Source organism: Hymenobacter ruricola (assembly GCF_015694525.1).
GTDB lineage: Bacteria > Bacteroidota > Bacteroidia > Cytophagales > Hymenobacteraceae > Hymenobacter > Hymenobacter ruricola.
The window spans coordinates 629,615-643,765 of the sequence record NZ_JADQDM010000001.1 but is presented as its reverse complement, the minus strand read 5'-3'; the positions used below and the strand labels follow the sequence as shown (position 1 = coordinate 643,765).

Below are 14,151 nucleotides of genomic sequence, written 5' to 3'. Positions count from 1 at the left end.
CGCCGGGGCAAACCACCCGGCCCGGGGCGGGGCAAAAAGCGGGGCCGGCCGCAGCCCGGCGGTAATTGGCCGGCGCGGGCCGGCGGCTTTATCTTTACTATTCGCCCCTACCCCAGTTGCCGTTTTGAACCTCGCGCTTGATTTTATTTCGCCCGCCGCCGCGCCTTCGGCCGACCGGGTGACGCTGTTTGCCGACGTCATTTTGCCCTTGCCTCTGCCCCGGCTCTACACCTACCGGGTGCCGTACGAGCTGAACGACAACGTGGTGATTGGCGGGCGCGTCATCGTGCAGTTTGGGGCAAAAAAAACGCTCAGCTGCATTGTGGCGGCCGTGCACGAAATCGCACCCAAGGAATACCAGGCCAAGTACATCCTCGAATTCATCGACGATGCGCCGGTGGTCACGCAGCCGCAGCTCAAGCTATTCCGCTGGATGGCCGACTATTATATGTGCACCATCGGCGAGGTGATAAACGCGGCGCTGCCCTCGGCGCTCAAGCTCAGCTCGGAGTCGCGCATTCAGTTGCACCCCGCGTTTTCGCCCGAGGAAAACGAGTATCCGCTCACCGAGCAGGAAGAGTTGATTGTGGGCGCGCTGGGCAACGTGGAAGACGGCAAAGCGCTGACGTTTACCGAAGTAGGCGACCTGCTCGGCATCACGTCCTTCCACAAGGTCATCAAGTCGCTGATGCACAAGGACGTCATCTTCCTCTTCGAGCATACGGCCGACAAGTACGCGCCCAAGGTGGTGAAGAAGGTGCGGCTGGCGCACCATTTCGTGTCGGAAGCATCGATTGAGATGCTGTTCAACAACCTCAGCAGCAAGCCCAAGCAGCTCGACGTGCTGATGAAGTACCTGCAGCGCGTGCCGGTGTACCAGAACGAGCATTCCAACCAGAAAGGCATCGAGAAAGCGGCCCTCACCAGCAGTCCGCACCTCTCGGCTTCGGCCGTGAACACGCTCATCAAAAACGGCGTGCTGGAGCAGTTCGATGTGATTGTGAGCCGCTTCCCGCTCGATGACGAGCCCACCGCGCAGCTGCATTTCAGCCTGAGCGAGGCCCAGACCGCAGCGCGCGACGAAATCATGGCGCACTTTGGGGAGAAGGAAATCGCACTGCTGCACGGCGTGACCGGCGCCGGCAAAACCGAAATCTACATCGACCTGATTCGCAAAGCGTTGGAAAGCGGCGGGCAGGTGCTGTACCTGCTGCCCGAAATCGCCCTTACGGCCCAGATTGTGAGCCGCCTCATGCGTGTGTTCGGCTCGCGGCTGGGTGTGTACCACTCCAAATTTTCCGACAACGAGCGGGTGGAGGTGTGGAACGGCGTGCTCTCGGGCCGTTTCCAGGTGGTGGTGGGCGTGCGCTCGGCAGTGTTTTTGCCGTTCGATAATCTTTCGCTCATCATCGTGGACGAAGAGCACGAATCGAGCTACAAGCAGTACGACCCCGCCCCGCGCTACAACGCCCGCGAGGTAGCCCTGATGATGGCCAACTTCCAGGGCGCCAAAACCTTGCTGGGCTCGGCCACGCCGTCCGTCGAAACCTACTACCAGGCCAAGCAGGGCCGCTACGGGCTGGTGAGCCTCACCAAGCGCTTCGGCGAAGCCGGCATGCCGGAGATTGAGCTGGTGGACACCCGCAAGGCCCGCGAGCACAAAACCATGCACAACCATTTCACCGCCGACCTGTTGGGCGAAGTAGAGCGCACGCTGGGCCGCCAGGAACAGGTCATCCTGTTCCAGAACCGGCGCGGCTACGCCCCCGTGGTGGCCTGCCAGGACTGCGGCTGGATTCCGAAGTGCACCAACTGCGCCGTGAGCCTGAGCTACCACAAACACAGCCACGAGCTGCGCTGCCACTACTGCGGCTACCACGACCCCATGGTGACCAAGTGCCCCGCCTGCGGCTCCCGGGCCGTGAAAACCCAGGGTTTCGGCACCGAAAAAATTGAGGACGACCTCAAAATCATGCTCCCGCAGGCCAACATCCAGCGGATGGACCTGGACACGACGCGGGCCAAAAACAGCTACCAGCAAATCATTGCCGACTTCGAAAAGCAAACCACCAACGTGCTGGTAGGCACCCAGATGGTGACCAAAGGCCTCGACTTCGCCAACGTGAGCTTAGTGGGCATCATCAACGCCGACAGCATCATTCACTACCCCGATTTCCGAGCGCACGAGCGCGCCTACCAGATGTTTGTGCAGGTGAGCGGCCGGGCCGGGCGCAAGGGCAAAAAGGGCAAAGTCATCATCCAGACGGCCGACCCCACGCAGGTGATTTTCGACAAGGTGATTCGCAACGATTACATCGAGTTTTACAACTACGAAATCGTGCAGCGGCGCGAGCACGGCTACCCGCCTTTCATGCGCGTCATCAAGATGACGGTGAAGCACATCGACCAAAGCGTGGGCGAGGCCGCCGCCATTCTGCTCACCCAGGAGTTGGTGGCCCGGCTGGGCCAGGCCGCGGTGCTGGGCCCCGAAGCGCCCTACATCTTCCGCATTCGCAACTTCTATTTGCAGGAAATCACCATCAAGCTCGACCGCGCCCACACCGTGCTGAAGTGGGCCAAAGAGCAGATTTGCGCCGCTATGGACGTGGTGCGCGACCAGAAAGAGTTCAAGCAGGCCCGCCTCGTGGCCGACGTGGACCCCATGTAACTGGTCCAGTTGAGGCACGAAAAAACCCCGACCAGAAACGGCCGAGGTTTTTCGTGTGCAGGCAGGAGCCAAGCTTATGCCATGTCGAGCAGCGCCAGCAGCAGGATGAGCACGCCCACGATGAAGACAATGAGGCCCAGCAGACGGAACAGCCCTGGCAGCAGCGCAATCAGCGCTCCGATTACCATGAGGATGATGCCCGTTTTGATGCTCACGCTGAACCCGCTCTTGGCGGTTTCGGCCGTGCTCTGACGGTCGGCGCTGGGCGCCTTGCTCAGCATTTTCGACACCCGCTTCTCGATTTTACGAGTCAGCATGTTGGTCAGCCCCTTGGCTTTGGGAGCGTCGCTGGCAATGGTGGTGGCCGTGGTGGCACCAGCGGCTGTGGTAGCAGTTGCCGTGGTCGTTTGGGGCGCAGCGGCTTTAGCAGCTGTTGCGGGGGCTTTTTCAGAAATCGGAGCAGCTTCAGCGGCGGCGGGTGCTGGCGCAGCAGCTACTTCAGCAGCGGCCGGAGTGGTTGCGGCCGAAGCAACGGCAGCCGGCTTCGCGGGCGGCACCGGCGTGGCGGCGCGGGCCACGCCGTGGTACGAAGCGCCTTTGGGCAGCATCGCATACTCGGCCCGGTTGCAGTTGCCCAGGGCGAGGGCGCAGCAGGCCACCGCGGCCAGCTTGGTGAAGGGCTTGGTGAAAGACAGAAGAGGGTTTTTCATGACAAAAAGGGTAATGGGGTAAGCGAAATGCTCGTTCTACGGCCAAAGCGAGAAAGCGGTGCCCCCGCTGGCGCAATTTCCCCTTTTAATCAAGTTGCATCTTTCTTAAAGCCCGAACCGGCCCGCATAACCACCAGCTTGGCCCGGCTTTTGACGCGCTGAACGCGCCGCCCGGAATTGCTGTTGACTGCCCCGGATGTGTTTACTTGCGAATCGTATGAGGTATCGTTTTCCAACCTGGCAACGCGCCCTGACCGCCGCGGGCGCCAGCAGCAGCGCCGGCCTGCTGCTGTGGGGCTGCACCCAGCTGCCCGCCGAAACGCGGCCGTCGGCCTTTGCTTCCCAGCGCCTGCAAACCGTGGTGCGCGCCGATACCAGCGGCTATGAAACCGCCCCGCCCCGAGACCCCAACGGCATTGGCACCTATTATATGGGCCGCCAGATTGCGCACGTCATGGGCCACGAAGGCGCCAGCTGGCTGGAGCGCCGCGGCCGGCGCCAGGAAGAAGGCACCGACCTGCTGCTGAAAGAGCTGCAGCTGAAACCCACCGATGTGGTGGCCGACATCGGCGCGGGCACCGGCTTCTTTTCCTTTCAACTGGCCAAAAAAGTGCCCAAAGGCCAGGTGCTGGCCGTCGACATTCAGCCCGAAATGATTGCGGCCCTGCAAGACAACAAGCGCCGGCTGAACGCGCCCAACGTGCGCCCGGTGCTGGGCACCACCACCAGCCCTGCCCTGCCGGCCGACAGCGTGGACCTGGTGCTCATCGTGGACGCCTACCACGAATTCGACCACCCGCGCGAGATGGGCCGCGCCATCCGGCGCGCGCTCCGGCCCGGCACCGGCCGCCTGGCGCTGGTGGAGTACCGCGCCGAGGACCCCAACGTGCCCATCAAGCGCATTCATAAGATGAGCGTGGAGCAGGCCCGCAAGGAAATGGCCGCCGTGGGCCTGGAGTTCATCGAGAGCAAGGAAACGCTGCCCCAGCAACACCTGCTGCTGTTCCGGCGGAAATAACCTGGGATTCGGCAGTCTGTCATGCCGAGCGCAGCGAAGCATCTTGCTCGTGGAAGTAAGTAATTACTGCTGCGGTAAAGATGCTTCGCTGCGCTCGGCATGACGTTTTGATGGCGCGTAAGTCTCCTGCTGCGACCTTTGCGGGCTATGACTGCCATTGACCCGCGCCAGCTTTCCATCCACGACTTCACCTATGCGCTTCCGCCCGAGCGCATCGCCCCCGAGCCCCTCCCCGACCGCGCCGCCAGCCGCCTGCTGGTGAGCCGCCACGGGCAATTAGCCGACAAGCACTTTCGCGACCTGCCCGGCGAACTGCCGCCGGGCGCCCTGCTCATTTTCAACGACACGCGCGTGGTGCGGGCGCGGCTGCTGGTCCGCCGGCCCACGGGCGGGCAGGTCGAGCTGTTTTGCCTGGAGCCCGTGGCGCCGCACCGCAGCCTGGAGCTGGCCTTGCAGCAAACCGGCCACTGCACTTGGCGCTGCCTGGTGGGCAACGGCCGCCGCTGGAAAGCCGGCCCCGTCACGCTGGAATTCACGACTTCCGAGGGCCAGACGGCCACCCTCACGGCCGAGCGCCAGGCGCAGGAAGCCGGCACCGCTTTCATCCACTTTCGCTGGGCGCCTGCCGGGCTGCCTTTTGCCGAGGTGCTGCGGGCGGCTGGCCACCTGCCCCTGCCGCCCTACATCGACCGGCCCGACACGGCCACCGACGCCCTGCGCTACCAAACCGTGTACGCCGCCGCCGAAGGCGCCGTGGCCGCCCCCACGGCCGGGCTGCACTTCACGCCGGAGCTGCTGGCGGAACTGGCGGAGCGGGGCTTTGCCACCGGGCACGTCACGCTGCACGTGGGCGCCGGCACTTTCCAGCCCGTGAAGGCCGACCACATGGCCGAGCACCCCATGCACACCGAGCCCATCATTGTGACGGCGGCGCTGCTGCGTCAGCTGCTGGCGCACGGGCCGCGGCCGCTGGTAGCAGTGGGCACCACCAGCCTGCGCACCCTGGAAACCCTGTACTGGCTGGGCGTGGGCCTGCTGGTGCCGCGGCCGAACGCGGCCGAACACCCGACCACCGAGCTCCTCGTGACCCAATGGCAGCCGTATGAGCAGGCCGAAGCCGCCGCCCAAATAGACGCCGCGCAGGCCCTGACGACCTTGCTGCGCCACCTCGAAGCGGCCGGCACCGACACGCTGGAGGCGCGTACGCAGCTGCTCATCGCGCCGGGCTACCGGTTCCGGGTGATTAACGGCCTCATTACCAACTTCCACCAGCCCGAAAGCACCCTGCTACTGCTGGTGGCGGCGCTGCTGGGCCCCGGCTGGCGCGCGGCCTACGACCACGCCCTCGCGTACGGCTACCGCTTCCTGAGCTACGGCGACAGCTCCCTGCTGCTGCCCTAGCGGCGCCAGCGCAGCCAAGGAGGGGCCTGTAAAAGGCGGCACGGCTCTTGCGAGAACCTTTGAAAACAGGGACCGTACAAGGCCCCACTTACCCTTAATTTTTCCTTCTGACTGACCATGAAAAAAGTAACCTTGTTGCTCGCCCTTTGCGCTTTCGCCACCGCTAGCTACGCGCAGACTACGCCCACCACCGAAGTGAAGGTGCGCGATAACGGCACCGAAAAAGTGGTGACCAAAACCGGCAAAACCAACGTGGGCCAGGCCCTCGACAACACCAAGGACGCTGCCGGCAACGTAGCTCACAAAACCGGCCACGCCATCAAGTCGGGCGCCAAGAAAACCGGCCATGCGGTGAAGCACGGCGCCCAGAAAGTAAGCGGCAAAGCCAAAGAAGGCACTGCCAAAATGGAAGACAAAACCGAATAGTTTCGGGCTACCTACCTCCCCTTTCCGCATTTCCTAAAAACCCTGACCTGCATAGGTCAGGGTTTTTTCATGTCTGACAAGAGGAAAACACGGTGGCGTTGTGCCCAACACGACGTGGTTTTAAAGGGTTGGTCGTTCGCGCACTTCGTGTAGCACACGCTCAACTACGCCCTGCCCAAACAGGCTGACGCCCGCATTCAGCACCACCAGGGCGGCGGTGCCGGCGGCCACCCATTGCTTGGCGGGCGCGCGTTTATTCATGAGGCTGCCAGCCCATTGCACCATGCAGGCGCCCGCGCCGATGGTGACAAGGCCCAGGGGAGAAAACAGCAGCCATTTGCTTTTGTGTGTCATAAACCGAGGAGGAAGGAAAGAAATGAGGGGATGTAATGAACGCCGCAACGCACCGATTAAGTCTGCGACCTGGCGCGGCCGCGTACCTTTCGGCTTTTAGCCTACGCACCAAAACCGGCCGTGTTGCGGCCGTTGCCAGTCCCTTGCCCATGTCACCTTACGAACAGCTCCTGCACCTTGCCTTCACGGCGCCCAACGACGTGAAGTATTACCTCACCCCCACCGCGCTGCAGGCCCACGACCGCCTGCGCGCCGCCGCCCCGCCTGACCGCCCTTTCCGTTTCGAGCAGGTGCGGCTGGGCTTGGCCATGGCCCTGCTGAAGCTGGTGAGCGAGCTCGGCGACCACGACGCCAGCCGGCAGGTGCTCGACGTGCTGCACCGGGCCTTGTCGGAAGCCCGCTCGCCGGAAGACATCGACCGCATTGTGGGCCGCGAGGCCAAGCTGTTCGACCGCCTCTACGAAAACCTGTACGTGAACGAGGAAGGCGAAGAGCTGCTCAACCTTTTCGGCCGCACCCTGGATGCCGACGCGCCTCAGCTGCTTGAAGAAGTGGCCCAGGAAGCCGTGGACCTGGCCCGCACCCTGGACTTCGCCGCCGACGAGGAAGACGAAGACTAACCCCGACAGAAGCGGGTTTCCCCATTTTTAGCCCTTCAATCTTCCCAACCAAAATTTCTAATTCATCATTTTTAATTCCTAATTTACTCCACCATGGCCCTTACCATTTTTGGCTTCCTTCTCCTGGTTTTGGGGCTGAATGCTTCGCGCTTTTCCGACCGAATGGAACGGCTGCGGGGCGGCCTCATCTTTCTGGGCGTGGCCTTTTTGCTGCTGGGCATCTCACTGAGCACGGTGGTGCAGGTGGGCGTGGGCCAGGTGGGCGTGCAAACCCTGTTTGGGCAGGTGCAGAAACACGTGCTGCAGCCCGGCCTGAACGTGGTGAACCCGTTGGTGGACGTGACCCGCTTCGACACCCGCACGCAGAACTACACCATGTCGGCGCAACACAGCGAGGGCCAGCAGGCCGGCGACGACGCCATTCGGGTGCTCTCGGCCGACGGCCTGGAAGTCGTCATCGACCTCACCGTGCTCTACCACGTGGTGGCCGCGCAGGCGCCGCGCATTCTGGCCACCATTGGCGAGGACTACCAGGACAAAATCGTGCGGGCCATCTCGCGCACCCGCATCCGCGACAACGCGGTGTACTACGATGCCGTGTCGCTGTATTCGACGCGACGCGAGGAGTTTCAGGCCCGTATTCTGGCGGCTATCGAGAAAGATTTTCGCACCAATGGCCTGCAGCTCGACCAGCTGCTGATTCGCAACATCCAGCTGCCGCAGTCGGTGCGGGCCAGCATCGAAAGCAAGATTTCGGCCGAGCAGGACGCCCAGAAAATGCAGTTCGTGCTCCAGAAAGAAAAGCAGGAAGCCGAGCGCAAGCGCGTGGAAGCCCAGGGCATTGCCGACTACCAACGCATCGTAAACACCGAACTCAGCGACAAGCTGTTGCAGTACGAAACCATCAAGGCCAACCAGGCCATTGCCACTTCGCCCAACGCCAAAGTCATCATCATGGGCGGCGGGCGCGGCAACGGGCCGCAACTGCTCCTGGGCGACAAATAGCCGGGGAGGTTTCGGCAGGCACAAAAAAAGGCTGCGACAATCGTCGCAGCCTTTTTTGTGAGTTAATCCGGCGCTTTTAGCGATAATAGGCGTTTTGCGTCAGGTTGGCGTTGTTGATTTCGCGCTGCGGAATGGGCAGGATGAAGCGCGGGTCTGGGCCCAGGCCGTGGCCGAGCACAGGCAAGCCAGCAATAATATTGATATTTTTAAATGAGTAAATAAGTGATTCTAATGAGGTTTGGAGGAATGGTGAAACAGGAAAAAGGGCAATCGGTATTTTCATAGGCTTTTCGGATTTTTATTGAAAAAGACGCATCGCTAACTAATAAATAATATATTATTTATAATTTTTTAGTACAGATGCTAGAACAAAGATGATTACATACGCCCCACGCGTACTTAATTTCCCCGCTTTGCCTAATAGTTTCCCACGGCCTGCCGCAGATGCCTACCTTTACCGCGCCAACGGCGCGGTGCGCCCCCTGCTGGCCTCGCTGACCTGTCTTTCGCTTCAATGCCCACCATTCATTACCTCACCACGGCCGACGCCATTGCCGATGCCGCCGCTCATTTTGCCACCTTGCCCCGCATCGGCATCGACCTGGAGTTCGATGACATGCGCCACCGCTACGGCCGGCACCTGGCGCTGATTCAGGTATTTGATAGCCAAGAAGTTTACCTTATCGACCCGCTGCTGCTGACCGACATGGCCGCCGAGCTTGAGCCCCTGTTTGCCGTGCTCCGCGACTCGGCTGTGGCCAAAGTGTTTCACTCCTGCAAGTCCGACATTCTGCTGCTCGACGAGCTGTTCGGAGTCAACTGCCGCAACATCGTGGACACCAGCGTGCAGTTTACGCTGCTGGCCGCCGAGGACAACAACATTTCGCTTGGCCGCCTCATTCAGGCCGAGTTGGGCTTTGAAGTGGACAAAGGCGAGCAAAAATCGAACTGGCTGAAGCGTCCCCTCACCGAAGCCCAAAAGGAGTACGCCGCCAACGACGTCCTCTACCTCTTCGAGCTCACCGACCGCCTCAGCGCCCGCCTGCAGGAGCTGGGCCGCGCCGACTGGGCGGCCCAGGAAAACCTGGCCCTGGAAGCCGTGCGCTACGGCCGCGACGACCCGCGGCCCTGGGCGCGCAACGCCGCCAAATACAAGATAACGCCGCAGGAAATGCCCGTTTTCCGGGAGCTGTACCTGCTGCGCGACGCCGTGGCCCGGCAGCTCGACCGCCCGCCCTACCACGTGCTGAGCAACGACAAGCTGGCCGAGCTCACCCGCCGCCCCATCGAAACGCCCCTGCAGCTGCGCACTGCTAATGGCCTGCACCCCGAGCTGAAACGCTCGCCCTACGCCGAGCAGCTGCTGGCCATCGGCACCACCGACCTGGCCCCCGACGCCCCGCTGCCGGCCGACCAGCGCAAGTTTCCCTTCCGCCGCCGCCTCAGCGGCCCCGCCGCCACCCGCGCCGAAGCCCGCGAAACCCTGCTCAACGCCCTCAAAGGGCACCTCGCCGCCGACCACGGCAGCACCATGGCCAACATGGTGCTCAGCAACCGCCTCATCGCCGACATCATTGAGCTGGGCGCCGACGCGGCCTTGCGCCCCTGGCAGCAGCAGCTGCTGCGCGAGTCGGCCGAGCGCCACGGCGAGAGCTACGAGCAGCTGGCCGCGCCGTTTGCGTAAGGCCTTGCCCGAGGAACTTCGTGCCGCGAGAACGTCATTCCAGCAACGTTGTTGGGCACAGAAATTCAAGACAGCGAAATGCGGAGAGGTTGGCTCATAGGAGGAATAGGGGCGCTGCTGGTGCTGCTGGGGGGCGGCTATGCGGCGTGGCGCGTGCTGTACCGGCCCAACGTGCGGGCCTTCGCCGAAGGCCCGGCCTACCTCTACATCCGGACGGGCACCGGCTACGCGGCCGTGCTCGACTCCTTGCGGAAACACGAGCTGCTGCTGGAGCCCGGCACGTTTGAGTGGGTGGCTGAATACCAGGACTACCCGCCGCGCGTGCGCCCCGGCCGCTACCGCCTCGACCCCGGCCTGGGCAATGTGGACCTGGTGCGCCGGCTGCTGCGCGGCGAGCAGGACACGGTGCGCTTCGAGCTGAACGCGTTTCATTACCTCGACCACTTGCCCCGCCAGGTGAGCCGGCAGCTCGAAACCGATTCCTTCAAGCTGGACCTGCTGCTGGGCGACAACGCCGGCCTGCAGCGGCGCTACGGCCTCGACACCTGCACCGTGCGCACCCTATTCATGCCCGGCCCTTACCGCCTGCTGTGGAACACCGGCGCCCGCGGGTTTCTGGACACCATGGCCGCCCGCTACCGCCGCTTCTGGACGCCGGAACGCCAGGCCCGGGCCGACTCGCTGAAGCTGAGCCGCACCCAGGTGAGCGTGCTGGCCAGCATTGTGCAGCGCGAAACCGCCCAGCCCATCGACAAGCCGCTCATCGCCGCCGTTTACCTCAACCGCCTGCGCAACGGCCAGCCCCTGCAGGCCGACCCCACCCTGCTCTGGCCCCTGCACGGCCTGGGCACCCGCAAGCGCGTGCTGAACGTGGACAAAAAAGTGGATTCGCCCTACAACACCTACCGCCACAAGGGCCTGCCGCCGGGCCCCATCACCACGCCCCGGCCGTCGAGCCTCGACGCGGTACTGAAGCCGGCGCACAACAAGAACCTTTTTTTCTGCGCCCGGCCCGATGGCAGTGGTTTTTCCGACTTTGCCGAAACCTATGCCCAGCACAAAATCAACGCCCGCCGCTACCAGCACCGCCTCGACAGCCTGGGGGTGAAACGCTAGGTTCGCGCCTGACCAGCCAGGTTATTTTACGGTTATCATTGAATGTTTGCACTTTGCCGGGTAAAAATACTCTCTAAACCGGTCCCGACTAGTTCAGAGCACCTGCGAGAGCTCTCAAAAGGGCTCCGGTCGTTGCCGCACTGGCTTAGAGAGCTCTCGCAGGCATTCCGGACTAGTCGGGACGACCTTCGAGAGCTCTCGCAGGCACTCCGGTCGAGCCAAGAGCCCTTCCGAGAGCTCTCGGAAGGGCTCCGTCCGTTGCCGAACCGGCTTAGAGCGCTCTCCGAAGGCTTCGGACGGGTTGCGCCAGCCGTCTGCCGGCGCTTTGCTGGCCAGTGGCGGCGCCACTCATTCGCCCGAGACGGGCCTGGGGGCGGCCGATGCTAGCGCCGGGCTGCGTACTTTTGTTTCCCAATTTTCCGCAAAACCGTCCGTATGCGTGCACGTCTTCTTTTTTTGCTTCCCCTCTTCTCTGGCTTGACGGCCGCCGCCACCGGCTTCGACACCGGCCCGCAGGGCGCGCGGGTGCTGGGCCTGGGCGGCGCCAGCACGGCCTACATCGGCAGCATTGCCGGCCTGAGCACCAACCCCGGCCTGCTGCCGCAGTGGGGCGACTCGCTCACCCGCCTCAGCTTCGGCGGCTTCGGCCAGATTCGGCGCGCCTCTTTCGTGGGCCAGGACACCTACCTGCGCACCAACCAGGACCTGACCGTGCAGCCCGGCGGCTACTTGTACGCCACCCGCGCCGTGAGCAAGCGCGTGAGCGTGGGCCTGGCCCTGAACACGCCCTACGGCTACCACACCAAGTGGCCCAACGCCTGGGAAGGCCGCTCCGTGATTCAGGAAAGCCAGCTCAGCACCTTCTTTGCCCAGCCCACGGTGGGCTTCAAGCTGAACGACAACTTCAGCCTCGGCGTGGGCTTTGTGTACGCCTACGGCAAATACACTCAGCGCCGCGCCCTGGGCCAGTACGACGACCCCGCCGCCCAGGCCAACCTGAGCAGCAGCGGCTCGGGCTACGGCGTGAACGCGGGCCTCTACGGCCGCACCGGCGACAACCTCGCCTTTGGCATCAGCTACCGCAGCGGGGTGAAGCTGAAAATGAACAACGGCGCCTACACCACCGCGGGCGTGCCCGGCCGCGACGCCAGTCTGCTGGCCGGCGCGTCCGACTTCAAGACCCAGATTAACCTGCCCAGCACGCTGTCGGTGGGCATCGCCGACCGCGTCACCAAGAAGCTGCTTCTTACTTTCGATTTCGCCCTCAGCGGCTGGAGCACCCTCGATTCGCTCACCCTCGACGTGGCCGCCAGCGGCCCGGTGCCGGCCCAGCGCCTGCGTACCGCCCGCCGCTACGAGGACGCCCTGGCCTTCCGGGTGGGCACCGAGTACCAGGTGAATTCCAAGCTGGTGCTGCTGGCCGGCCTGCACTACGACGAGACGCCCGTCCGCGACGAGTTCGTCAACCCCGAGTTCGTGGACGCCAACCGCGTGGGCGCCTCGGCCGGCCTGAGCTACCAGCTCAGCCAGCGCCTGGCCGTGGAGGCAGCCTACGCCTTCGACTACGGCCAGCTGCGCACCGCCCGCGCCGACCAAACCCGGTTTTTGGTGAGCAACGTGAGCGGCACCTACCGCACCCTGTCGCACACCGCCTCGCTGGGCGTGTCGGCGGCTTTCTAATCTTCTCTTCTTGTCTTGCTGATTCTGATTCCATCACGTCGATGAACTACTTTTTCCCGAAGGGCCTGCGTTGGGCGGGCCTGGCCGCCGGCACCGCCCTGCTCCTGAACGCCTGCGCGCCCGGCCAGGACACCCCCACGCCCGTGGTGGGCCTGAACGTGAGCAGCTACCTGGCCGTGGGCGACACCTACACGGCCGGCGTCAGCAACGGCGGCCTCACGCGCACCAGCCAGGAATATTCTTACCCCAACCTGCTGGCGCGGCAGTTTCAGAGCGCCTCGGCGGGCGGCAGCTTCGTGCAGCCGCTCTTCGACGGGGCCGAGGGTTCGAACCGCGCGGTGTTCCGGGGCTTCACGCCCGAGGGCTTCCTGCAAACCCAGCGGGTGCCGGGCACGGCCGTGCGGCGCACGGTGCTGCTAGCCAACGCCTGCACCACCACCCCGGACACCCTGCGCCTGCTCAAGCGCAGCGCCACGGCCGGCACCCTGCCCCAGAACCTGGGCGTGCCCGGCCTGCTGCTCAGCCAGGTCGACGCGGTGGGCCTCGGCAATGAGGCCTCGGTGGGCATCCGCGCCTTCAACCCCTACTTTGAGCGGCTGCTGCCGGCCAGCGACAGCCGCACCTACTTTCAGGCGCTGAGCACGGCGGCCCAGTCGGCCACGTTCTTCAGCTATTTCCTGGGCATGGACGAATTTATGCCCTACGTGCGCAGCGGCGGCACCTGCGGCGCGGTGCCGTCGAGCCGGCAAATGAAGCTCACGGCCAAGCGCATTCTCGACGTGCTCACGGCCAACAAGCGGCCCGGCATCATCGTGAAGCTGCCGGCCATCACCACCATCCCGCTGCTGCGCCAAGGCAAAGGCACCGACGTGGAAGCCCGCCTGCAGGCCTACTACAAAGACAACGCGCCGCTCTACATCGAAACGCCGTTTGTGCCCGGCACCTCGCAGCGCATCACCGAGCGCGACTACATTCTGGCCACGGCCCTGCCCCGCCTCGGCAAGCCCACGCCGGTGGTGGTGGGCGGCACCACCCTGATGCTGCCGTACGGCCGCGACAGCCGCAACCCCATCGTGAACGCCGACGTGCTGGACGACACGTCGGAAATCGTGTACATCACGGCGGCCATCAACGACTACAACAACGCGGTTTTTGTGAATTCCACCACCGTGCTGGGGTTGTCGGGCCTGGCCAAAGCCTACGGCCTGCCCATCATCGACCCGGCCCAGAATTCCTACTTGCTCGACGCGGGCTTCCTGTTCAACAACGTCGCCAACTCGATTTCGGTGGGCGGCGTGGTGTACTCGGCCGAGCCGGTGCGCGGCAACTTCTTCTCAACCGATTTTTACTCCCTCACGCCCCGCGGCAACGGCCTGCTGGCTAACGCCTTTATATCGGCTATCAACCGGGCCTACCGTTCCAACATCCCGTCTCTTGACGTAAACGACCTGCCCACGACCACCGAGTAA

General features: G+C 63.7%; 13 protein-coding genes. 10 read left to right on the top strand and 3 right to left on the bottom strand.

Annotation, left to right across the window (positions count from 1 at the left end; all coding sequences use genetic code 11):
- The first annotated feature begins 124 nt into the window (after positions 1–124).
- Positions 125–2,668 (top strand): replication restart helicase PriA, encoded by a 2,544-nt coding sequence (gene priA / locus I2H31_RS02885; protein ID WP_196291492.1) that lies wholly within the window; start codon positions 125–127, stop codon positions 2,666–2,668.
- A gap of 74 nt (positions 2,669–2,742) precedes the next feature.
- Here the strand turns inward: priA and I2H31_RS02880 are convergent, their stop codons facing one another.
- On the bottom strand, positions 2,743–3,378 hold the full coding sequence (locus I2H31_RS02880) for a hypothetical protein (RefSeq protein WP_196291491.1): 636 nt from the start codon (positions 3,376–3,378) through the stop codon (positions 2,743–2,745).
- Between the two features lie 217 nt (positions 3,379–3,595).
- Here I2H31_RS02880 and I2H31_RS02875 point away from each other — a divergent pair, with 217 nt between their 5' ends.
- The 3 genes from I2H31_RS02875 (at position 3,596) to I2H31_RS02865 (ending at position 6,223) form a co-directional block, all read left to right on the top strand.
- Entirely contained in the window at positions 3,596–4,396 is an 801-nt protein-coding gene (locus I2H31_RS02875; RefSeq protein ID WP_196291490.1) for a class I SAM-dependent methyltransferase, read from the top strand.
- A gap of 147 nt (positions 4,397–4,543) precedes the next feature.
- Entirely contained in the window at positions 4,544–5,797 is a 1,254-nt protein-coding gene (locus I2H31_RS02870; RefSeq protein WP_196291489.1) for an S-adenosylmethionine:tRNA ribosyltransferase-isomerase, read from the top strand.
- A gap of 117 nt (positions 5,798–5,914) precedes the next feature.
- Entirely contained in the window at positions 5,915–6,223 is a 309-nt protein-coding gene (locus I2H31_RS02865; protein ID WP_196291488.1) for a hypothetical protein, read from the top strand.
- Between the two features lie 120 nt (positions 6,224–6,343).
- On the opposite strand, the gene I2H31_RS02860 is transcribed toward I2H31_RS02865, so the two are convergent.
- The gene (locus I2H31_RS02860) at positions 6,344–6,577 is read right to left on the bottom strand and encodes a hypothetical protein (protein ID WP_196291487.1); all 234 of its coding nucleotides are present in this window, start codon (positions 6,575–6,577) and stop codon (positions 6,344–6,346) included.
- A gap of 149 nt (positions 6,578–6,726) precedes the next feature.
- Here I2H31_RS02860 and I2H31_RS02855 point away from each other — a divergent pair, with 149 nt between their 5' ends.
- Both I2H31_RS02855 and I2H31_RS02850 read left to right on the top strand, forming a co-directional pair.
- Entirely contained in the window at positions 6,727–7,197 is a 471-nt protein-coding gene (locus I2H31_RS02855) for a hypothetical protein (protein WP_196291486.1), read from the top strand.
- 93 nt (positions 7,198–7,290) lie between these two features.
- Positions 7,291–8,202 (top strand): prohibitin family protein, encoded by a 912-nt coding sequence (locus tag I2H31_RS02850; protein WP_196291485.1) that lies wholly within the window; start codon positions 7,291–7,293, stop codon positions 8,200–8,202.
- A gap of 76 nt (positions 8,203–8,278) precedes the next feature.
- Here I2H31_RS02850 and I2H31_RS02845 read toward each other — a convergent pair whose 3' ends face one another.
- Positions 8,279–8,485, bottom strand: coding sequence for a hypothetical protein (locus tag I2H31_RS02845; protein WP_196291484.1), 207 nt, complete (start codon positions 8,483–8,485; stop codon positions 8,279–8,281).
- Positions 8,486–8,716: 231 nt separating this feature from the next.
- Between I2H31_RS02845 and I2H31_RS02840 the strand changes: the two genes are divergently transcribed.
- The 4 genes from I2H31_RS02840 to I2H31_RS02825 all read left to right on the top strand — a co-directional run bounded on the left by I2H31_RS02840 (position 8,717) and on the right by I2H31_RS02825 (position 14,151).
- Complete coding sequence (locus I2H31_RS02840) at positions 8,717–9,886, top strand: ribonuclease D (protein WP_196291483.1); 1,170 nt, start codon at positions 8,717–8,719, stop codon at positions 9,884–9,886.
- Between the two features lie 78 nt (positions 9,887–9,964).
- Positions 9,965–11,002, top strand: coding sequence for an endolytic transglycosylase MltG (mltG, locus tag I2H31_RS02835; protein ID WP_196291482.1), 1,038 nt, complete (start codon positions 9,965–9,967; stop codon positions 11,000–11,002).
- Positions 11,003–11,479: 477 nt separating this feature from the next.
- Entirely contained in the window at positions 11,480–12,682 is a 1,203-nt protein-coding gene (locus I2H31_RS02830) for an OmpP1/FadL family transporter (protein WP_196291481.1), read from the top strand.
- Positions 12,683–12,723: 41 nt separating this feature from the next.
- Positions 12,724–14,151, top strand: coding sequence for a hypothetical protein (locus I2H31_RS02825; RefSeq protein WP_196291480.1), 1,428 nt, complete (start codon positions 12,724–12,726; stop codon positions 14,149–14,151).